This is a genomic window from Allobosea thiooxidans, assembly GCF_900168195.1.
GTDB classification, from domain to species: Bacteria; Pseudomonadota; Alphaproteobacteria; order Rhizobiales; family Beijerinckiaceae; genus Allobosea; species Allobosea thiooxidans.
This window is the reverse complement of record NZ_FUYX01000001.1, coordinates 362,130-381,271: the sequence shown is the minus strand read 5'-3', so window position 1 is coordinate 381,271 and position 19,142 is coordinate 362,130. Positions and strand designations below refer to the sequence as shown.

General features: G+C 67.7%; 22 protein-coding genes. 11 read left to right on the top strand and 11 right to left on the bottom strand.

All coding sequences use genetic code 11. The features are described from left to right. Nucleotides 1-146: 146 nt before the first annotated feature. On the bottom strand, nt 147-839 hold the full coding sequence (locus tag B5Y19_RS01870; RefSeq protein ID WP_055726687.1) for a class I SAM-dependent methyltransferase: 693 nt from the start codon (nt 837-839) through the stop codon (nt 147-149). A gap of 155 nt (nt 840-994) precedes the next feature. Here B5Y19_RS01870 and B5Y19_RS01865 point away from each other — a divergent pair, with 155 nt between their 5' ends. Beyond that, nucleotides 995-2,248, top strand: a complete 1,254-nt coding sequence (locus tag B5Y19_RS01865; protein ID WP_055726688.1) for an SAM-dependent methyltransferase — start codon at nt 995-997, stop codon at nt 2,246-2,248. 148 nt (nt 2,249-2,396) lie between these two features. Here B5Y19_RS01865 and B5Y19_RS01860 read toward each other — a convergent pair whose 3' ends face one another. Beyond that, nucleotides 2,397-3,305 (bottom strand): DMT family transporter, encoded by a 909-nt coding sequence (locus B5Y19_RS01860; protein WP_055726689.1) that lies wholly within the window; start codon nt 3,303-3,305, stop codon nt 2,397-2,399. Between the two features lie 91 nt (nt 3,306-3,396). Between B5Y19_RS01860 and B5Y19_RS01855 the strand changes: the two genes are divergently transcribed. Then, on the top strand, nt 3,397-4,329 hold the full coding sequence (locus tag B5Y19_RS01855; protein ID WP_055726690.1) for a LysR substrate-binding domain-containing protein: 933 nt from the start codon (nt 3,397-3,399) through the stop codon (nt 4,327-4,329). Between the two features lie 110 nt (nt 4,330-4,439). Here the strand turns inward: B5Y19_RS01855 and B5Y19_RS01850 are convergent, their stop codons facing one another. From B5Y19_RS01850 to carA, 4 genes are all read right to left on the bottom strand, one after another. Then, nucleotides 4,440-4,865 (bottom strand): group III truncated hemoglobin, encoded by a 426-nt coding sequence (locus tag B5Y19_RS01850; protein WP_055726691.1) that lies wholly within the window; start codon nt 4,863-4,865, stop codon nt 4,440-4,442. Between the two features lie 156 nt (nt 4,866-5,021). Then, the gene (locus tag B5Y19_RS01845; RefSeq protein WP_055726692.1) at nt 5,022-5,837 is read right to left on the bottom strand and encodes a prephenate dehydrogenase; all 816 of its coding nucleotides are present in this window, start codon (nt 5,835-5,837) and stop codon (nt 5,022-5,024) included. 170 nt (nt 5,838-6,007) lie between these two features. Beyond that, nucleotides 6,008-6,337 (bottom strand): NIPSNAP family protein, encoded by a 330-nt coding sequence (locus tag B5Y19_RS01840; RefSeq protein ID WP_055726693.1) that lies wholly within the window; start codon nt 6,335-6,337, stop codon nt 6,008-6,010. A gap of 130 nt (nt 6,338-6,467) precedes the next feature. Further along, on the bottom strand, nt 6,468-7,676 hold the full coding sequence (carA, locus tag B5Y19_RS01835) for a glutamine-hydrolyzing carbamoyl-phosphate synthase small subunit (RefSeq protein WP_055726694.1): 1,209 nt from the start codon (nt 7,674-7,676) through the stop codon (nt 6,468-6,470). A gap of 168 nt (nt 7,677-7,844) precedes the next feature. Between carA and B5Y19_RS01830 the strand changes: the two genes are divergently transcribed. The 4 genes from B5Y19_RS01830 to B5Y19_RS01815 all read left to right on the top strand — a co-directional run bounded on the left by B5Y19_RS01830 (nt 7,845) and on the right by B5Y19_RS01815 (nt 13,427). After that, on the top strand, nt 7,845-8,306 hold the full coding sequence (locus B5Y19_RS01830) for a GatB/YqeY domain-containing protein (RefSeq protein ID WP_055726695.1): 462 nt from the start codon (nt 7,845-7,847) through the stop codon (nt 8,304-8,306). Between the two features lie 238 nt (nt 8,307-8,544). Continuing rightward, nucleotides 8,545-10,443 (top strand): DNA primase, encoded by a 1,899-nt coding sequence (gene dnaG / locus B5Y19_RS01825; protein WP_055726696.1) that lies wholly within the window; start codon nt 8,545-8,547, stop codon nt 10,441-10,443. A 196-nt stretch (nt 10,444-10,639) separates the two neighbouring features. Continuing rightward, nucleotides 10,640-12,652: an RNA polymerase sigma factor RpoD gene (rpoD, locus tag B5Y19_RS01820; protein ID WP_055726697.1), complete on the top strand. Its 2,013-nt coding sequence runs from the start codon at nt 10,640-10,642 to the stop codon at nt 12,650-12,652. Nucleotides 12,653-12,866: 214 nt separating this feature from the next. Then, nucleotides 12,867-13,427 (top strand): hypothetical protein, encoded by a 561-nt coding sequence (locus B5Y19_RS01815; RefSeq protein ID WP_055726698.1) that lies wholly within the window; start codon nt 12,867-12,869, stop codon nt 13,425-13,427. A 28-nt stretch (nt 13,428-13,455) separates the two neighbouring features. Here the strand turns inward: B5Y19_RS01815 and B5Y19_RS01810 are convergent, their stop codons facing one another. Both B5Y19_RS01810 and B5Y19_RS01805 read right to left on the bottom strand, forming a co-directional pair. Beyond that, nucleotides 13,456-13,938, bottom strand: a complete 483-nt coding sequence (locus B5Y19_RS01810) for an SRPBCC family protein (protein ID WP_055726699.1) — start codon at nt 13,936-13,938, stop codon at nt 13,456-13,458. Beyond that, nucleotides 13,935-14,279, bottom strand: a complete 345-nt coding sequence (locus B5Y19_RS01805; protein ID WP_055726700.1) for an ArsR/SmtB family transcription factor — start codon at nt 14,277-14,279, stop codon at nt 13,935-13,937. The genes B5Y19_RS01810 and B5Y19_RS01805 overlap by 4 nt, the downstream gene beginning before the upstream one ends. Nucleotides 14,280-14,399: 120 nt before the next feature. Here B5Y19_RS01805 and B5Y19_RS01800 point away from each other — a divergent pair, with 120 nt between their 5' ends. Together B5Y19_RS01800 and B5Y19_RS01795 are read left to right on the top strand one after the other, a co-directional pair. Then, nucleotides 14,400-15,011, top strand: a complete 612-nt coding sequence (locus tag B5Y19_RS01800) for a LysE family translocator (RefSeq protein WP_055726733.1) — start codon at nt 14,400-14,402, stop codon at nt 15,009-15,011. Continuing rightward, nucleotides 15,011-15,433: a secondary thiamine-phosphate synthase enzyme YjbQ gene (locus tag B5Y19_RS01795; protein WP_055726701.1), complete on the top strand. Its 423-nt coding sequence runs from the start codon at nt 15,011-15,013 to the stop codon at nt 15,431-15,433. The genes B5Y19_RS01800 and B5Y19_RS01795 overlap by 1 nt, the downstream gene beginning before the upstream one ends. A 5-nt stretch (nt 15,434-15,438) precedes the next feature. Here the strand turns inward: B5Y19_RS01795 and B5Y19_RS01790 are convergent, their stop codons facing one another. Both B5Y19_RS01790 and B5Y19_RS01785 read right to left on the bottom strand, forming a co-directional pair. Then, nucleotides 15,439-15,690: a DUF2798 domain-containing protein gene (locus tag B5Y19_RS01790; protein WP_055726702.1), complete on the bottom strand. Its 252-nt coding sequence runs from the start codon at nt 15,688-15,690 to the stop codon at nt 15,439-15,441. A gap of 161 nt (nt 15,691-15,851) precedes the next feature. Further along, complete coding sequence (locus tag B5Y19_RS01785) at nt 15,852-16,169, bottom strand: hypothetical protein (RefSeq protein ID WP_055726703.1); 318 nt, start codon at nt 16,167-16,169, stop codon at nt 15,852-15,854. A gap of 212 nt (nt 16,170-16,381) precedes the next feature. On the opposite strand from B5Y19_RS01785, the gene B5Y19_RS01780 reads away from it, so the two are divergent. Further along, nucleotides 16,382-16,669: an HlyU family transcriptional regulator gene (locus B5Y19_RS01780; protein ID WP_055726704.1), complete on the top strand. Its 288-nt coding sequence runs from the start codon at nt 16,382-16,384 to the stop codon at nt 16,667-16,669. A 233-nt stretch (nt 16,670-16,902) separates the two neighbouring features. After that, nucleotides 16,903-18,153 (top strand): MFS transporter, encoded by a 1,251-nt coding sequence (locus B5Y19_RS01775; protein WP_055726705.1) that lies wholly within the window; start codon nt 16,903-16,905, stop codon nt 18,151-18,153. Here B5Y19_RS01775 and B5Y19_RS01770 read toward each other — a convergent pair. Further along, the gene (locus tag B5Y19_RS01770) at nt 18,126-18,548 is read right to left on the bottom strand and encodes a VOC family protein (protein ID WP_055726706.1); all 423 of its coding nucleotides are present in this window, start codon (nt 18,546-18,548) and stop codon (nt 18,126-18,128) included. The genes B5Y19_RS01775 and B5Y19_RS01770 overlap by 28 nt on opposite strands. 140 nt (nt 18,549-18,688) lie before the next feature. Here B5Y19_RS01770 and B5Y19_RS01765 point away from each other — a divergent pair, with 140 nt between their 5' ends. Continuing rightward, the gene (locus B5Y19_RS01765; RefSeq protein WP_055726734.1) at nt 18,689-19,096 is read left to right on the top strand and encodes an acyl-CoA thioesterase; all 408 of its coding nucleotides are present in this window, start codon (nt 18,689-18,691) and stop codon (nt 19,094-19,096) included. Nucleotides 19,097-19,142 lie beyond the last annotated feature (46 nt).

The following is a 19,142-nucleotide window of genomic DNA, read 5'->3' as shown; positions in this document are numbered from 1 at the left end:
GTCTGCCCTCCCGAGGGTGGACCCTAGGGCAAGCCGCGCTCAGAGCCATGTCCGCTGCGTCAAATCAAGGCATTTGGCGAACTATACCTAAGAAACTTTGGTATATGTCAGCATTGCTGCCGTAACGGTATGGACGCCTCTCCGGATCAGGACGGTTTCGTCGTCTTGAAGGTCATGCGGTGCGGGTTGTGGCCAAAATTGGCAGGCCTCTGCGGTTCGGCGAAGCCGGCCTCCCGGATCAGATCCGAGATGGCTTCCGGCGTGTAGGTCGAGAGGCCGTATTGCGCGCGTAGCTTGCGGTAGTCCGAAAAGGCCGTGCGGACGAGGCCGGCCAGCGCCGCCGTCAGGAAGCCGCCGCGCCAGGCGAAGGCGAGGAGCTGCGAGGCGTCGGTCAGCGGGCTGACATCGGGCGGGATGACGTCGGCGAGGACGAGCGCGCCGCCCGGCCGGAGCTTGCCGCGCCAGGTTTCCAGCAGCGCCTTGAGCTCGTCGCGGGAGAGATACTGGACCAGCGAATTCGCGACGACGAGATCGAGCGAGGCCTCGGGCAGCGCCTCGACCTCCTCGGGCGAGACGACGGTGATGTTGTCGGTGCGGCCGAACTGGCCGCGCAGCTTCTCGCGCACATTGGGCGCCGCCTCGCAGAGAAGAAGCCTGCCGCAGGCCGCGGCGACGCGGCCGGCATCGAGCGCCTCGCCGCAGCCATGGTCGAGCACGACCGCGTCGGGGGCGGGGATATGGCCGATCAGGTCGGTCGCGATGGCGCGGTAATGCAGGGTCTTGTGGCGCGGCGAGACGTAGATCGAGTGCTCGCCGTTCCAGAAATCGCGCCAGGACATGGGTCGGGTCGATCCTCCGGCCGCACGGGGCCAATGAGCGATGACTAAACGCAAGCGGCCGGGCTCTGCAACAGGCCAGGGGGTTCCGGCGCGACGCTGTTTCCGCTTAAGTCGCGAGACGACGCCCCGAATCGGGTGCGAGACTGGGGGAGTCGATGCTGCTGCTGCCGCGATTGCTCAAAGGGTTCGTCCGGCAGGGGCGCCTGACCGTGATCACGCCGGATGGCAAGCGCCATGTCTTCGGCCCAGGGCCGGCCGAGATGCCCTTCGCCGGCGTCGTCAAGACAGCGCCCGCCGTCACCGTCCGTTTCCATGACGACCGCATCGAGCGCGAGCTCTTCCTCAATCCGGAGCTCGCTCTGGCCGAAGGCTACATGGATGGCCGGATCGACTTCGAGGAAGGCTCGATCCACGACCTGCTGACGCTGTTCTGGCTGCAGCGCAAGGAGCTGCGCAAGCACCCGCTGCAGAAGGCGATCCGGCAGGTGCGCTTCAAGATCCGGCGCTGGCGGATGCACAACCCGCTCGGGCTCGCCGGCAAGAAGGTCAAGCACCACTACGACATCCCGACCGATTTCTACCGTCTCTGGCTCGACGAGACGATGACCTATTCCTGCGCGTACTGGCATTCGCCGGATGTCGGGCTGGAAGCGGCGCAGAAGGCCAAGCTGAGGCACCTCGCCGCTAAGCTCAGGATCGAGCCTGGCATGCGCGTCCTCGACATCGGCTCGGGCTGGGGCGAGCTTGCGATCTATCTCGCCAAGGCCTGCGGCGCGCAGGTGACGGGGCTCAACGTCTCGCCCGACCAGATGGCGGCGGCGCAAAAGCGAGCCGAGGCCGCCGGCGTCGGCGAGGCCGTCACCTTCGTCAACAAGGATTATCGCGAGCTCACCGGTAGCTTCGACCGCATCGTCTCGGTCGGCATGATGGAACATGTCGGCGTCGCGCATTACGGCGAGTATTTCGAGAAGATCCGCGACCTGCTGGCGCCGGACGGCATTGCGCTCGTCCACTGCATCGGCCGTGTCGGCCCACCGGGCTTCACCGGCCCGTTCTTCGACAAGTACATCTTCCCGGGCGGCTATGCGCCGGCGCTGTCGGAAGTGTTCGCGGCGGTGGAGCAGACCGGGCTGTGGTCGTCGGACTGCGAATTCTGGCGCCGGCACTATCACTGGACGCTCGCGGCATGGCGCGAGCGCTTCATGGCCCATCGCGAGGAGGTCGTCGCGATGCTGGGCGAGCGCTTCGCGCGGATGTGGGAGTTCTATCTCTCGGCCTGCGAGATCTCCTTCGACATCGGCGGCGACATGGTGTTCCAGCTGCTGCTCGGCCAGCACAAGAGCGCCGTCCCGGTCATCCGCGACTACATCACCGACGAGGAGAAGGTGCTCGCGGCGAAGGGGTTTTGAGGCCCTTCTCCCTGCCGGGCACCGATCGTCATTGCGAGTGCAGCGAAGCAATCCAGGGAGACCGGGCTGAACCGTCCAGCCCTGCCGCTCCTGGATTGCTTCGTCGCTTCGCTCCTCGCAATGACGGGGCGGCGCGCGAGAAGCCGCATCAGCGCTTCAGGTTGACGACCACGACGCCGGCCAGCGCCATGGCGCCTCCGATCAGGCCGAACAGCGTCGGCACCTCGCCGAGCCAGAGGAAGCCGATCAGCATCGCCATCGGCGGCACGGCGTACTGGAAGTTCGCGGCGCGGGCGGCCGGCAGGCGCGAGAGGGTGATCGCCCAGGTGCCGTAGGCGATCAGGCTCGGCACGGCGGCGAGATAGACCACCGACCAGAACGAGATGCTGGGCGCGACGCCGGCCTGCGCGATGGCCGACGGCAGGAAGGGCAGCAGCACGAAGCCGCCGATCGCTTGGTTCCAGGCCGCGACATGAAGCGGCTTGTAGCGGGCGAAGAGCGGCTTCTGCACCACCGTGGTGATGGCGTTGCAGAAGGCCGCGCCGAGGATCAGCAGCACGCTCAGCCCGATCTCGACATCGAGCCCCTTGCCGAGTGCGATCACGCCGATGCCGGCGAAGGAGAGCGCCGTGCCGAGCCAGGCGGTCAGGCTGAAGCGCTCGCCCAGGATCATCATGGCGAGGACGGCGGTCATGATCGGGTTGGTGTTGATGATGAAGGCGGCAGGGCCTGCCGGCACGACGCGCTGGCCGAAATTGAGCAGCAGCGCATAGGCCGCGATGAAGATCACGCCGCCGGTGAGGAAGCGCCAGATATCGGCGCGCTCGGGCAGCTTCGCCCGCGTCGCGAGAAGGAAGAGCGCCGCCGGTCCGCCGGCGAGCGCGAAGCGCAGCGCCGCCATCTCCGCCGGGCCGAAGCCGGCGAGCCCGGCGCGGATCGCCGGGAAGGAGGAGGCCCAGGCCATGACGGTGAAGGTGACGGTGAAGACCAGCGTCGGGTCGAGGCGCTGAGGGCCGGATGCAGTGAGGGCAGGCGAGGCGCAGCTTGGGGAGGACATGGCGTCGATCCGTCGGTGACGAGAGGCTGGTTCCGATAAGCGCCCGCATGAGCTGATTGACAAACGAACAATTCGCGCATGAGCTGTGAGGATGGATCACAGCTCGAACCTGCCGCCGCTCGATACGCTGCGCGCCTTCGAGGCCGCTGCCCGCACCGGCAGCTTCTCCTCGGCGGCCGAGGCCCTGAACCTGACCCATGGCGCCGTCAGCCGGCAGGTCGCCAAGCTCGAGAACTGGCTCGGCCTGCGGGTCTTCCTGCGGCAGGCACGGGGCGTCTCGCTGACGCCGGAAGGGCAGCGCCTGCTCCTGCGCACGCAGGAAGCCTTCGCGCTGATCGCGGACAACTCGGAGCGCTGGCGCGAGGCGCGCGGCGCCTCGGTCGTCAGGGTCAGCGCGCCGCCTTCGGTCTGCGCACTCTGGCTGATGCCGCGGCTCGCGGTGCTGGAGGCGGGCACGCCCGCGCTGCGGATCGTGCTGCAGGTCGAGCATCGCAAGGTCGATTTCGAGGAGGAGGGCGTCGATCTCGGCATCCGCTGCGGGCGAGGCGCGGCGCCGGACCGGCTCTCGCTCAAGCTGTTCGAGGAATGGTGCTTCCCGGTCGCCTCGCCGCAGCTTGCGGCCGCGATCGGGGAGGGCGCGCCGGAGCGGCTGCTTGCGCAGTCCTTGATCCACGATTCCGACGCGGCCGGCTGGAAGGCCTGGTTCGCGGCGCAGGGGCTGGACTACCGGCCGCGCCCGCAGGACCGCCGCTTCGAGGATTACAATCTCGTGCTGGACGCCGCCGCCCATGGGCTCGGCATCGCGCTCGCCCGCCCGCCTCTGGCGCGCGAGCAACTGGCGGCGCGACGCATCGTCCGCGTGGATGAGCGCGAGGCGCTGAACCCGGTATCCTACTGGCTCGACCGGCCCTTCGGCGCGCTCCGCCCCTCGGCCGCGGCCCTTGCCGAACGCATCGCGCGGGAAGCGGGGCTGGCGCGGGCCGAGGTGGAGGCGTTCCTGAACCGGGAGGCGAGGGCGGCGTGAACCCCGTCATGCTCGCCCTTGTGGCGAGCATCCACGTCCTGAACACAGTGTTTGCTGGAAGAAGACGTGGATGGTCGGGACAAGCCCGACCATGACGGCGAGGGTTGCTTCTACCGCAAACTGTGTCGCGGCCCCGCGATCTCGCCGCGCTGGCTGGCGCGGGCCATCTCGAAGCTGTCGGCGATGCGCCGGGCCCGGACGATGAAGGCCTCGGCGATGTCCGGGGGGCAGATCTCGCGCGCGGTCGCCTCGAACAGGTCGAGCCAGCGGTCGAAATGCTCAGCCGTCAGCGGCAGGATCAGATGCGGGCGCATCGGCCGGCCATTGTAGCGGCCGGTGCGCAGCATGACGCCGCTCCAGAAATCGGTGATCCTGGCGATGTGCTCGTCCCAATCCTCCACCGCGGCGGCGAAGACCGGGCCGATCACGTCGTCCTTCTGCGCCCGGGCATAGAAGGTCCGGACGAGATCCGCGATCATCGGCTCGCGCAGGTCGGGATGGGCGGCGCCGGGATGGGTGAGGGGATTGTCGGTCATGGATGCCGGATCGGAGGTCGCTTCCTCCGATATGGCGAATTCGGGGCCGGCTGTGTAGGCCCGTCAGCGTCGCAGGCCTGGCCAAGGCTCGTGTCCCCACCCGCGGGTGTCATCCCGGAGCCGCGCGTCGGCCGCCCGGGATGACATGCGGGTCGATCAGATGGCGAGGCGTCGGTCGTCGGCCGCCGCCGTGGCCGCCCTCTCGGCCTGCTGGCCATGGCCCTGCTCCAGAAACAGCCGCATCTCCTCGGCGAGCGCGAAGAAGCGGTCGCGCACCGCCTTGGCATGCGGGTTGGCGCGCTCGATCGCCATGAAGACGTTGGGGGCGTCGTAGCGGACCATCTCCGTCGCCTGCATCAGCAGGTCGAAGCTCGCCGTTGTCATGGTCCGGGGCAGGGGCTCCATCCGGACCAGGATCTTGGCGATGAGATGGGTGAGGCCCTGCACCATCGCGACCTCGCGGTCATGGGCGTCGGCCGTGGTGACGATCACCTTGAGCTTCAGCACATGGCGCAGGAAGGCGGCGATGCGCGGGGTGCTGCCGCCCCTGACCGGGCAGAGCGCGATCTTGAGGCCGCCGAGCCCGTTGCGGGCGCTCTGCGGGCCGAAGAGCGGATGCGTGCCGATGATCTCGACATCCTCCGGCAGCTCCGCCTGCATCGCCCGTGCCGGCCCGATCTTGACCGAGCCGACATCGAGCACGATGGCGCCGGCCCTGAGATGCGGGCGCAGCGCCGCGACCGCCTCGGGGATCGCCGGGACGGGCACGGCAAGGATGACGATATCGCAGGTGGCGACTTCGGCAGTGGTCGCCGGCTGCAAGCCCTTGCCTGCCGCATCGGCGGCGGGGGCGTTGGCGGGATCGCAGACGCGCAGCGCGAAATGCGGCTGGAGATGGCGGGCCATCAGCCGCCCGAAGGCGCCGAAGCCCATGATGCCGATGGAGGTGACGGTTCTGATCGTGGAAGACATCGCTCTGGTCCGGTGGGAGCCGCGATGTCGGATGAGAGCCTGATGTCAACCGCCAGCGCGGCGGTTGAACATGGGAATGCCACCGCCTCTATGAGGACGGGGCGTAATAGCTGCGGAACGAGGCCATCAGGCTGGTCATGCGCCGCATAAACCCTGCGGCGCGGGCGCTGTCAATCGAGCACCGGCGAATAGTCGGTCGGCGTCATCGTGCGATCCTCGATCGCGCCGACCATGTCGCCGTGCTCGATCGCGGTTGTGCGCTTGATCTCGGCCCATTCCGCATCCGCCCTGAAGCTCGCCCAGGCCTTGGCCTTCGTCTCGGCGTCGGGCCAGGCGAGGATATAGGCGAATTCGGTGCGGCCGGTGCTGGCCGTCTCCCACAGCGCCACGATCCGGAAGCCGTGGCGGGCCATGATCCGGGCCGCATGGTCGCGGAAGCGGGCGTGGAAGGCCGCCTTGTTGCGATCGAAGATCTCGTAAATGCGAAGCTGGTGGATCATCGCAGATCTCCTATCATTCCGTCCCGGCCGTCATTGCGAGGAGCGAAGCGGCGAAGCAGTCCAGGGGCGCAGGGCTGAAAAGGTTCCACCCAGTCCCGCTCGATTGCTTCGCTTCGCTCGCAATGACGTGTCAGGCCGCTTTCTTGCTCTTCTCCGCTGCCATCAGTTCGACGAAGCGGTTGAAGAGATAATGGCTGTCCTGCGGACCGGGCGAGGCTTCCGGATGGTGCTGGACGCTGAAGGCCGGACGGTCGGTCAGCGCGATGCCGCTGTTCGAGCCGTCGAAGAGCGAGACATGGGTCTCGACCGCGTTGGCCGGCAGGCTCGCCGGGTCGACGGCGAAGCCGTGGTTCATCGAGACGATCTCGACCTTGCCGGTGGTCTTGTCCTGCACCGGATGGTTGGCGCCGTGATGGCCCTGCTTCATCTTCATGGTCTGGCCGCCGATGGCGAGCGCCATCATCTGGTGGCCGAGGCAGATGCCGAAGGTCGGCACCTTGCGATCCAGAAGCTCCTTGATGACGGGCACGGCATATGCGCCGGTGGCGGCCGGGTCGCCCGGGCCGTTGGAGAGGAAGATGCCATCCGGGTTGAGTGCGAGGATGTCCTCGGCGGTCGCGGTCGAGGGCACGACGGTGACGTCGCAGCCCGCCTTGGCGAGCAGGCGCAGGATGTTGCGCTTCACGCCGTAATCGATGGCGACGACCTTGAAGTCGCTGGTTTCGCGCTTGCCGTAGCCCGCCGGCCAGATCCAGGGCGTCTCGTCCCAGTCATAGCGCTGGGCGGCGGTGACGAGCGGGACGAGGTCGAGCCCGGCCATGTCAGGCAGTTCGGCCGCCTGCTTCTTGAGGCGGGGGATGTCGAAGACGCCGTCCGGGCTATGGGCGAGGATGGCGTTGGGCATGCCCTTGTCGCGGATCAGCGCGGTCAGCGCCCGGGTGTCGACGCCGCAGATGCCGACGATGTTGCGGGCCTTCAGCCAGGCGTCGAAATGCTTGGCCGAGCGCCAGTTCGAGGGCTCGGTGATGGCGGCATGGAGCACGCAGCCGCGCACGCCCGAGGAGGCGGCGGCGTTCACGGTCTCGGTGTCCTCCTCGTTCACGCCGACATTGCCGACATGCGGGAAGGTGAAGGTGACGATCTGCCCGGCATAGGACGGGTCGGTCAGGATTTCCTGATAGCCGGTCATCGCCGTGTTGAAGCAGACCTCACCGGGCGCTTCGCCGACGGCGCCGAGGCCGAAGCCTTCGAGCACGGTGCCGTCCGCCAGCACGAGGAGCGCGGTCGCGCGCGGTTCGGTCCAGCCGCTGTCGGCGGGGTTTCCTTCGGGAGCGGTCATGTCTATGTCTCGGTCCAGGCCGCGCCTGCGGCATTTATGCGGGGGCGGGGCATCAGCATCCGCTCCGCCGGTCTGGAACGCGAGCCTTAAAGAGCCGGGCGCTGCCCGTCAATGAAGGTTGGCGCAGCCCGCACAGGACAAAGAAGCAAGAGAAAAGGGACAACAGCGATGACGAGCCTGCGCGAACGCTTCATGGCCGACATGAAGGAAGCGATGAAGGCCGGCGAGAAGGCCAAGGTCGCGGCGATCCGCCTGATCAGCGCGGCGCTCAAGGAAAAGGACATCGAGGCGCGCGGCGCCGGCAAGGGCGAGGCCTCGGCGGACGAGATCCTCGCCATGCTGCAGAAGATGATCAAGCAGCGCCAGGAATCGATCGCGATCTACGACGCCAACAACCGTCCCGAGCTCGCCGAGGGCGAGCGCGTCGAGGTGGCCGTGATCTCCGCCTACCTGCCGAAGCAGATGTCGGAGGAGGAGGTGAAGGCCGCGATCGACAAGGCCGTGGCCGAGACCGGCGCCACCGCCGTCAAGGACATGGGCAAGGTCATCGCCGCCCTGCGGGCGGCCTATGCCGGCCAGATGGATTTCGGCAAGGTCAGCCCGATGGTGAAGGCCGCGCTCGGCGGCTGAGCGATTGCTTCGCTTGGAATGCAACGAGCGTCATGCTCGGGCTCGACCCGAGCATCTCGGAAACCAGCGCCTTTGCGTCCTGAGATTCTCGGGTCGAAGCTTTGCTTCGCCCGAGAATGACGTGGAGGAGAATCGGCTTGGTGCTGCCTGATCGCTGCGCTGTGGATATTGCCGACAAGCCCTGTCGCGGCCGTATTCGAGGTTGGCTTTCCGCCAAGCAGGGCCCAGATAGAACCCCATGAAATTCCCGCCCTCCGTCCTTGAGGAAATCAAGGCGCGGCTGCCGGTCTCGGCGGTCGTGGGCAAACGCGTGCGCCTGCAGAAGGCGGGGCGGGAATGGAAGGGGCTTTCCCCCTTCAACGCCGAGAAGACGCCCTCCTTCTTCGTCAACGACCAGAAGGCCTCCTTCTTCGATTTCTCGTCGGGCAAGAACGGCGACATCTTCAAATTCGTGATGGAGACCGAGGGGCTCTCCTTCCCCGAGGCGGTCGAGAAGCTCGCGGCCGAGGCCGGCGTGACGCTGCCGACGTTCACGGCCGAGGCGCAGATCCGCGAGGAGAAGCGCAAGGGGCTGCACGAGGTCGTCGAGCTCGCGGCCCAGTTCTTCGAGGCCGAACTGATGGGCGAGCGCGGCGGCGCAGCCCGGCGCTATCTTGCGACGCGCGGCCTCGACGGCGAGGCGCGCACGCGCTTCCGTCTCGGCTACGGCCCGGTCGACCGTTTCGCGCTGCGCGACCATCTCGCCGGCAAGGGCGTCCCGGCCGAGCTGATGATGGAGGCGGGGCTGCTCGTGCATGGCGACGAGATCGCGGTGCCCTATGACCGCTTCCGCGACCGCGTGATGTTCCCGATCCACGATGCGCGCGGGCGCGTCGTCGCCTTCGGCGGGCGGGCGATGAGCGCCGAGGTCGCGGCGAAATACCTGAACTCGCCGGAGACGCCGCTCTTCCACAAGGGCCATCTGCTGTTCAACCACCACAATGCCCGCAAGGCGTCGCATGACACCGGGCAGGTCGTGGTGGTCGAGGGCTATGTCGACGTCATCGCCATGTCGCTCTCGGGCTTTCCGCAGACGGTGGCGCCGCTCGGCACGGCGCTGACCGAGGACCAGCTCGGCCTGCTCTGGCGCATGGCGGACGAGCCGGTGATCTGTCTCGACGGCGACAAGGCCGGCCGCAAGGCCGCGAGCCGGGCGATCGACCTGGCGCTGCCGCTGCTGGAGCCCGGCAAGTCGCTGTCCTTCGCCCTGCTGCCGGACGGGCAGGACCCCGACGATCTCGCTCGTTCGGGCGGGCGACAGGCCATCGCAGAGGTGGTCGCGGCGGCGCGCCCGCTGGTCGACATGCTCTGGCAGCGCGAGGTCGAGGCCGGACCGCTCGATACGCCGGAGCGGCGTGCCGCCTTCGAGCGGCGCCTGAAGGAACCGCTGGGGCAGATCCGCGACGAGACCACCCGCAAGCACTACCGGCGCGAGATGGACGAGCGGCTGGCGCAGCTCTTCGCCAGTGCCGCGCCGGCGCGGCCGGAGCGTAGCGGCGGGCAAGGCAATTTCCAGCGTGGGCGGGGTGGGGCGCCCCAGCGCGGCGGGTTCGGCCGGCAGGTTCCGCCTTGGCTTGCCGGGCCGCTCAAGGCTTCGAGCGCGCTGACGCAATCGCGCCTCGTCGCGAAGCTGCGCGGCGAGGATCAGCGCGAGGCCTTCATCCTGCTCGCGCTGGCGAGCCATCCCGACCTGATCCTGCGCTGCGCCGACGAGATCGCCGAACTCTCGCTCGACGGCCCGGCGGCCGAACGCTTCCGGCAGGCGCTGCTGGACGCGGTGGAGGACAAGCTCGACCGGGAGACGCTGGCGAATCGGCTGGCGCAGCCGCGGGTGCGCGAGGCCCATAACCAGCTGATGGCGGTGACCGGCCCGGCCGAGCGGCGCAAATTGGCGCAAGACGCTGATCCGGAATCGGTTTTCGACTCGATTCATCAGGCTCTCGTCTTGCATCATCGCGCGCGAACGCTAAATAGCGAGTTGAGAGCAGCCGAGCGCGCATTGGCTGACGATGCGACCGAAGCCAATTTCGCCTGGATCAAGGACGTGAAGGCCCGCCTCGAGACGATCGAAGGCACCGAGGCCATGTCCGAGGAATGATGCCCAGCGAATGGCGGTCGCCGTGCGGTGCGCGCAAGCTGTCGGGTGGTTCACGATTCGTCAACGACGTTCGGTGCCATCTGCGAACAGTGATTTGGGTGGGTGAGCGCGCCGGGCCTGCGGTCGCGCCGCCCTTTTATGCGTCGGTACATGGCTTTCTCGGCCATGGCCCTGCGCGAGTGCGGAGCGCTGATTGATGGCGACAAAAGCGAGCGAACGGGAAAAGACCGATCAGGTCGCGCCGGATGCCCCCCCGACTACCGACGGCCCGTTGCTCGACCTGACCGATCAGGCCGTAAGGCGGATGATCAAGCTCGCGAAGAAGCGCGGCTATGTCACCTATGACGAACTGAACGAAGTGCTGCCCTCGGAGGAATTCACCTCCGAGCAGATCGAGGACGTGCTCGGCCAGCTCAGCGAGCAGGGCATCAACGTCGTCGACAACGAGGATCCGGAAGCTGCCGGCGAGGATCGCGCCAACCGCAAGGAAGCGGCCGGCGGCGACGACGACGAGGTCGAGGGCGGCGATCTGGTCGACGCTTCGCGCCAGACCCTGCCGACCGAGACCAAGCGCAATCTCGAGCCGACCGAGCGCACCGACGATCCCGTCCGCATGTATCTGCGCGAGATGGGCTCGGTCGAGCTGCTCTCGCGCGAGGGTGAGATCGCGATCGCCAAGCGCATCGAGGCCGGCCGCGAGGCGATGATCGCCGGGCTCTGCGAGAGCCCGCTGACCTTCCAGGCCATCATCATCTGGCGCGACGAGCTGGTCGAGGCCAAGGTGCTGCTGCGCGACATCATCGACCTCGAAGCGACCTATGCCGGCCCCGACGGCAAGAATCCCGCCGTTGCCGGCGAGGAAGAGGGCGAGGAAGGCGAGCAGGCCGAGACTGCGGAGGGGGAGACCCCGCCGGAGATGGACGACGACGACATCGAGAACAATGTCTCGCTCTCGGCCATGGAAACCGAGCTCAAGCCGCGCGTGCTCGAGACCTTCAATGCCATCGCAGATGACTACAAGAAGCTGCGCCGCCTGCAGGACCAGGACATCGCCAACCGGCTGGAGAACACCAAGCTCTCGCCGTCGCAGGACCGCAAGTACAAGAAGCTCAAGGACGACATCATCACCGCGGTGAAGTCGCTCTCGCTCAACAACAACCGTATCGAGGCGCTGGTCGAGCAGCTCTACGACATCAACAAGCGCCTGATCGGCCATGAGACGCGCCTGCTGCGCCTCGCCGAGAGCTACGGCGTGGCGCGTGACGACTTCCTCAAGCAGCATGTCGGCGGCGAGCTCGATCCGAAATGGGTCCTGCGCGTCTCGAAGCTCGGCTCGCGCGGCTGGAAGGAATTCGTCGCGGCGGAGAAGGACCGGATCAAGGACCTGCGCGAGGAGGTGCACACGCTCGCCTCCGAGACCGGCCTGGAGATTCAGGAATTCCGCAAGATCGTGCTGATGGTCCAGAAGGGCGAGCGCGAAGCCCGGCAGGCGAAGAAGGAGATGATCGAGGCCAACCTGCGTCTCGTGATCTCGATCGCCAAGAAGTACACGAACCGCGGCCTGCAGTTCCTCGACCTGATCCAGGAAGGCAATATCGGCCTGATGAAGGCGGTCGACAAGTTCGAGTACCGCCGGGGTTATAAGTTCTCCACTTATGCGACATGGTGGATCCGGCAGGCGATCACCCGCTCGATCGCCGACCAGGCCCGCACCATCCGCATCCCGGTCCACATGATCGAGACGATCAACAAGATCGTGCGGACGTCGCGCCAGATGCTGCATGAGATCGGCCGCGAGCCGACCCCGGAGGAGTTGGCCGAGAAGCTGGCCATGCCGCTGGAGAAGGTCCGCAAGGTCCTGAAGATCGCCAAGGAGCCGATCTCGCTCGAAACGCCGATCGGCGACGAGGAGGATTCGCATCTCGGCGACTTCATCGAGGACAAGAACGCGATCCTGCCGATCGACGCCGCGATCCAGTCGAACCTGCGCGAGACGACGACCCGCGTGCTGGCCTCGCTGACGCCGCGCGAGGAGCGCGTGCTGCGCATGCGCTTCGGCATCGGCATGAACACCGACCACACCCTCGAGGAGGTCGGCCAGCAGTTCAGCGTCACCCGCGAGCGCATCCGCCAGATCGAGGCGAAGGCGCTGCGCAAGCTGAAGCATCCGAGCCGCTCGCGGAAGCTCCGGAGCTTCCTCGACAACTGAGGCGCCACGCCTCCGATCGATCGAAAACCAGGCCCGCTTCCGCGCAGCGCGGAGGCGGGCTTTTTCTTTGCCGCTCCCGAAAGCGCCGCCGGATCAGGCTTCCTGTGAACGAAGGATGCCGCCGTCGCGGCGGCTGGCCAGTCTGCCGCCGCTCGACGATCGGGCAGGCGGCCGGCCTTCGACGTCGCCAGCTTGCGCTTCAGGAGGTTGGTCCATGCTCCCGTTTGCCTATGACGCGCTGCAGGAACGGTTCGCGACCATCCGCCCCTGGGCGAAGAACGCGATCGGCGAGGCCACCAATCGCTGCGCCATCTGCATGGGCTATACGCTGCGCCTGACGCCGTCGCAGGACGACGCGACGATCCAGACCATCCTGAACGGGGAGGTCAGGACCTCCTTCGAGGGGGCACCGCCGCTGGCGGGCGGGCCGCGCCCCGGCGTGCTGCCCGGTTCGGGGCAGTCGCTGCGCGGGCTGAGCCAGCTGCTCTTCATCCGCGCTTCGGAACTGCTGCCGCGCGTCCGGCGTGCTTATGGCCCGCCCGATGTCGAAGGCGTCTGCAGGGACGTCTCCGCCAGGGTGCTCGGCCGCCGGGGCGTGCTCTATCTGGAGAACTGCTACCAGACGAGCGGCGACAAGCGGTATTCCTTCCTGTTCATGCAGTGGACGACCGGCGACCACTGGGACCTGTTCGACGGCTCCAGCGTCGTCGCCCAGGAACTGCCGCTGGCCGGCAACAACCATGCCGGCCAGCTCCATTTCTGGCAGGCGCGATAAGGCGGCCTGCCTGGAGGGAGGCGCCGCCTCAGAGCGTCCGGGCCAGAGCCACCAACTGCTCCCAGGCCGTTCCCCAGCCTTCGTGGAAGCCCATCTCCTCGTGCTGCTTCTTGCCGGCGGCGTCCTTGTGGAAGGCGCGGGCGATATAGAGCGTGCCGGTGGCCGTCGGCGAGATCGTGACCGAGGCGGTCATGAAGCCGCCCTCGACCGGCCGGTAGCCGGCGCCGAGCGCGTCGGTGAACAGCAGATAGGTTTCCGGCACCACCGCCAGCACGCAGCCGTTGTTGTCGTGCTTCTCGCCGTCCGGCCCTTCCATCACCGTGCGGAACTTGCCGCCGGGGCGCAGGTCGAGCTCGCAGGCCGTGGTCTTCCACGGGGCGGGCGTGAACCACTGCATCAGCAGCTCGGGCTCCGTCCAGGCGCGCCAGATCAGGCGGGGCGACACATCGACCTCGCGCCTCAGTTCGAGGTCGAGGGTGGGGTCGAAGACGGTCGCATGCGTATCGGTCATCCGTTTTCCTCCTGATTCTTCAGTTGCAATGCCAGGCGATCGAGCTGGTCGAGGCGCCGGGTCCAGAGCGAACGCTGTGCCTCCAGCCAATGTTCGGCTGCGGCCAGAGGTTCGCTCCGCAGGGTGCAGGTCCGCACCCGGCCGGCCTTCCGGGTCGCGACGAGGCCGCATTCCTCCAGCACCTTGAGATGCTGCAGGAAGCTCGGCAGCGCCATCTCGAACGGCTTCGCCAGCTCGCTGACCGAAGCCGGCCCGCGGCCGAGCGCCTGCACGACGGCACGGCGCGTCGGATCGGCGAGGGCACGAAAGGTGTCGTCGAGGGCGGGCAGGGCGGCGACCATGGCTTTCGATTAGCGCGCCGGAAATAGTTAGGCCAATACCTAAGTTTCTAGGCCGCCGATGCGGCCTTGATCTTCGCCGCGGGAGAAGGCTTGCTGCGCATCCCCGCTGCCGGAGGCACCATGTCCCCAGAATTCCTGCTGACGTCGCTGATCATCGTCGCTTCGCCGGGAACGGGCGCGATCTACACCATCGCCGCCGGGCTGACGCGCGGCTCGCGGGCCAGCGTGCTCGCCGCCTTCGCCTGCACGCTCGGCATCGTGCCGCATCTGATCGCGGCGATCATGGGCATCGCCGCGCTGCTGCATGCCAGCGCGCTCGCCTTCGCCATCGTGAAATATGCCGGCGTCGCCTATCTGCTCTACATGGCCTGGCAGACGCTGAAGGAGCATGGTGCGCTCAAGGTCGAGACGAAGGCCGATCCGCGCTCGGCCTGGCGCGTGCTCCGCGACGGGCTGGCGATCAACCTGCTCAATCCCAAGCTCTCGATCTTCTTCGTCGCCTTCCTGCCGCAGTTCATCGCAGCCGATGAGGCGAGCCCGATGGCGCGGATGCTGGAGCTTTCCGGCGTGTTCATGGCGATGACCTTCATCGTCTTCGCGCTCTACGGGCTCTTCGCCGCCGCGATGCGCGACAAGGTCATCGGCCGCCCGGCCGTGATGGCCTGGCTGCGGCGCAGCTTCGCCGCCGCCTTCGTCGCGCTCGGCGCCAAGCTCGCGCTGACCGAGCGCTGATGGCGCGACAGGCGATCCTGACGGTCGAGACGCGGGGACCGGGGCTCTATGAGTTCACCGACCGTGCCGCCGCCTTCGTGCAGTCCGGCGGCGAGACGAGCGGGTTGCTGACGCTGTTCGTGCGCCATACCTCGTGCTCGCTGCTGATCCAGGAGAATGCCGATCCCGATGTGCGGCGGGATCTCGATGCGTTCTTCCGCAGGCTGGTGCCGTCGGCGGACGATCCGGCGATGGATTATCTCGTCCATCGCGCGGAAGGGCCCGACGACATGCCCGCCCATATCAAGGCGGCGCTGACGCCGGTTTCCCTTTCGGTTCCGGTGATGGGCGGACGGCTCGCGCTCGGCACCTGGCAGGGCATCTATCTGTTCGAGCACCGGGCCAGGCCGCACAGGCGCGAGGTCGCGCTGCATCTGAACTGAAGGCGTCAGGCCGGCGGGGCGACGACCAGCCCGACGAGACGGCGGACCACGGGCAGGACCAGCAGCAGCGTCGGGAAGGCGACGACCCAGGACAGGGCCCAGGAGACGGGCCAGGTCTGGATGAACGCGGCGGTGGGGCCGAGTGCCTTCAGGGTGGAGATGCCGGAGACGACGAAGGTCATCAGCACCGACAGGAAGAAGGGCATCACCACCGTGGCGTAGCGGGCGGGGAGGCGGCGGAAGGAGAGGCCAGGCATCGTCAGGCTTTCGCAAGGAGCAGGCCGTTCGGTGCATCCGATACGGCCATGCCGAGGGGATGCGTTGCCTGACGTGAGACGCTTACGAACGGGACGAGGCCCGATGGCGGCTCCATAGTCGATGGCGGCCGGGTTGCCAAGCGGCCTGTCGCCTGCGCCCGCTATCGCGCCGCGTAGGCGTCAGGCTCCGGCAAGGGGTCCCAGGCTTCACCTGCTCCGACGAGACAGCTCGTGCCGACAGGCGTGGTGGCGAGCAGGGTCCAGGTGCCGGACGGGCTGACATAGATTTCGAAGAGGACGCCGCTTTCTGCCAGGCCGCTGCCGATCATGCGTTCGCCGAAGGCTTCCCGCAGCTGGGCGGCGACATGGGAGCGTTCGGCGCAGGGCGGCCCGCGCGACTCCGGCTCCTGGGCGAGGGCAGGCGCGATGTGGGCCGTGCCGACCAGTGCCGCGCTCATGAGGAATTTGGCAAACGCCATGGCCCCCTCCCTGTCTCGAGGCAGCCGCCGGGCGATTATGGTGGGGGAAGCCTTGCGCCCGCCCTGAACGATTCTGATGTGGGAAGCTGCCTGCCGCCGTTCAAGCGGCCGGGCCGCCGGTGCCGCGACCGCCTGCGAGGCGAGGCCGAAACAGCGCTCCCCTTGGCCGTTGTCCTGGCCTATATCAGGCGGCAAGGAAATGCGGAGGTTCCATGTCTTTCTTCAAGTCGCTGTTCGGTGGCCGCAAGGCCGAGGAGGAGAAGCCGGCCGGCCCGGTCAAGAGCATCGAGCACAATGGCTTCACCATCCACGCCACGCCCTATCAGGATGGCGGCCAGTACCAGCTCTGCGGGGTCATCGAGAAGGTGATCGACGGCGAGACGAAGAGCCATCGCTTCATCCGGGCCGATCGCTTTCCCGGCCAGGCCGAGGCCGCCGACTTCACCCTGGTGAAGGGCCAGCAGATCGTCGACATGGAAGGCGAGCGCATCTTCCGCTGATCGTCCTTCCACCTGCGCTATCTTCCGGGAACGGTTTCCCGGCGCGGCGATTTCCGCTCCGGCGGCCGGGCGAAGATCAGGGTTGCGGGCTGTGTGGCGTGCGGACGGCGAAGCGGCGTCGGGCCTGCATTCCTGCCGCCCCGCCCTGCCTTCCATGCGCTTGCCCGGCCGGCTGCAGGCGCTAAACCTGCCGGCAGAAGCCACCTCCGCGAACGAGTGGCCGCCGAGGAAACATGTCTCACCCCGCCGCCGACCGCTACCAGCCCGATTCCCCCTATGCCTGGCTGCGCCTGGCCGTCGCCCTGGTGATCGGCTCGGTCGCCTGCGTCGGCTCCTGGTCGGTGGTCGTGGTGCTGCCGGCGATGCAGGGCGAATTCGACACGCTGCGCGCCGGGGCCTCGCTGCCCTATACCTGCGCCATGCTCGGCTTCGGCGTCGGACAGATCGTGATGGGCCGGGTCGCGGATCGCTACGGCATCACGGTGCCGATCGTGGTCGGGGCGCTGCTGCTCGGCGCCGGCTACGCCGCCGCCGGCCTGTCGCAGTCGCTCTGGCAGTTCGCGGCGGCGCATGGGCTGCTGATCGGGATGGGCAGCGCGGCCGGATTCTCGCCGCTGATCTCGGATCTCTCGCACTGGTTCCGCCGCCATCGCGGCCTTGCCGTGGTCTGCGGCGCCTCGGGCAGCTATCTCGCCGGCGTGATCTGGCCGCAGGTCATCACCTGGGGTCTCGCCAATCACGGCTGGCGCGCCACCCATTTCGGCATCGCCGTCGCGGTGCTCGTGATCATGCTGCCGCTGGCACCCTTCTTCCGGCGCCAGCCGAGTGCGGCGACGTTTGCCGCAGCCGAGGCGAAGAGCGCCGGCGCGCGCGGCGATCTCGGCCTCAGCGCCGGCCAGCTCCAGCTGCTGCTCTGCATCGCCGGCTTCGCCTGCTGCGTGGCGATGGCGATGCCGCAGGTCCATATCGTCGCCTATTGCGGCGATCTCGGCTACGGCGTCGCCCGCGGCGCCGAGATGCTCTCGCTGATGATGCTGCTCGGGATCATCAGCCGCATCGGCTCGGGCTTCATCGCGGACCGGATCGGTGGTGCGGCGACGCTGGCCCTCGGCTCGCTTATGCAGGGCGTGGCGCTGTTCCTCTATCTCTGGTTCGACGGCCTGCAGTCGCTCTACGTCGTCAGCGGCATCTTCGGCCTGTTCCAGGGCGGCATCGTGCCGATGTATGCCGTCGTGATCCGCGAGTACCTGCCGGCCAAGCAGGCCGGCGTGCGGATCGGCCTGGTGATGTCGGTGACGGTGCTCGGCATGGCCGTCGGCGGCTACCTCTCCGGCGTGATCTTCGACTATTTCAGCTCCTACCGCATGGCCTTCCTCAACGGGCTCGCCTGGAACCTCGTCAATCTGAGCGTGGTCTGCTGGCTGATGCTGCGGGCGCGGCGCGCCGCGCCGCCGGCTCAGCTGGCTGCCGAGGCGGGGCGGTAGGTGCCGAAGCACCAGACATGGCCCTCGGGGTCCTTGCAGATGAAGTCCCGGCTGCCATAGGGCTGGTCGTGCGGTTCCATGCAGATCTCGGCGCCGGCCTTGCGGGCGCGCTCGCAGCGCGCGTCGATGTCGTCGGTGGCGATATAGGGCGAGGCGGTGGTGCCGCCGAGCTCGGCCGGACGCGAGACCAGCTTGCCGAACGCGTTGTCCTCCGACGAGCCGAGCATGACGAAGCTCGAGCCCATCCGCAGCTCGCCATGGAGCAGCGTCCTGCCATCCTCGGAGTAATGGGCGGCGTGCTTCTCGAAGCCGAAGGCCTCGATCAGCCAGTCATACATCCGCGGGGCATCGGCATAGCGCAGCGCGATGCAGATGATCGGTTCCGAGCCTGACATTGCGTGATCCCTTCTGACGAAATCTCGGCCAATGTCGCCGGTAACGCTGCGCAAGGCAAAGGGTTCGGACCGGCTTGCCTGCGGCCGGCCGCCCCGCCATCATCGCCGGGCGGATCCTCCGCATGCCCAACAGGACGCCCATGACCAAAGCCCATCGCCATGAAGACGAGCCGCGCGGCACGCTGACGGTGCGGACCATCGCCATGCCGGGCGACACCAACGCCAATGGCGACATCTTCGGCGGCTGGGTGATGTCGCGCATGGACCAGGCGGGCGGCATCGCCGGCGTCGACCGGGCGCAGGGCCGCGTGGTCACGGTCGCGGTCGATGCGATGACCTTCATCCACCCGGTCAAGGTGGGCGACGTGCTCAGCGTCTATACCGAGATCGAGTCGATCGGCCGGACCTCGATGAAGATCCATGTCGAGGCCTGGGCCAAGCGCTTCCGCACCAGCATGCACGAGAAGGTGACCGACGCGACCTTCACCTTCGTCGCAATCGACGAGGAGGGGCGGCCGCGGCCCGTGCCGAAGCCGGCCGAGGACTGAACCAGGCAGAATTTCCTAACGACGCATGAATCCCGCCGAAGGCGAT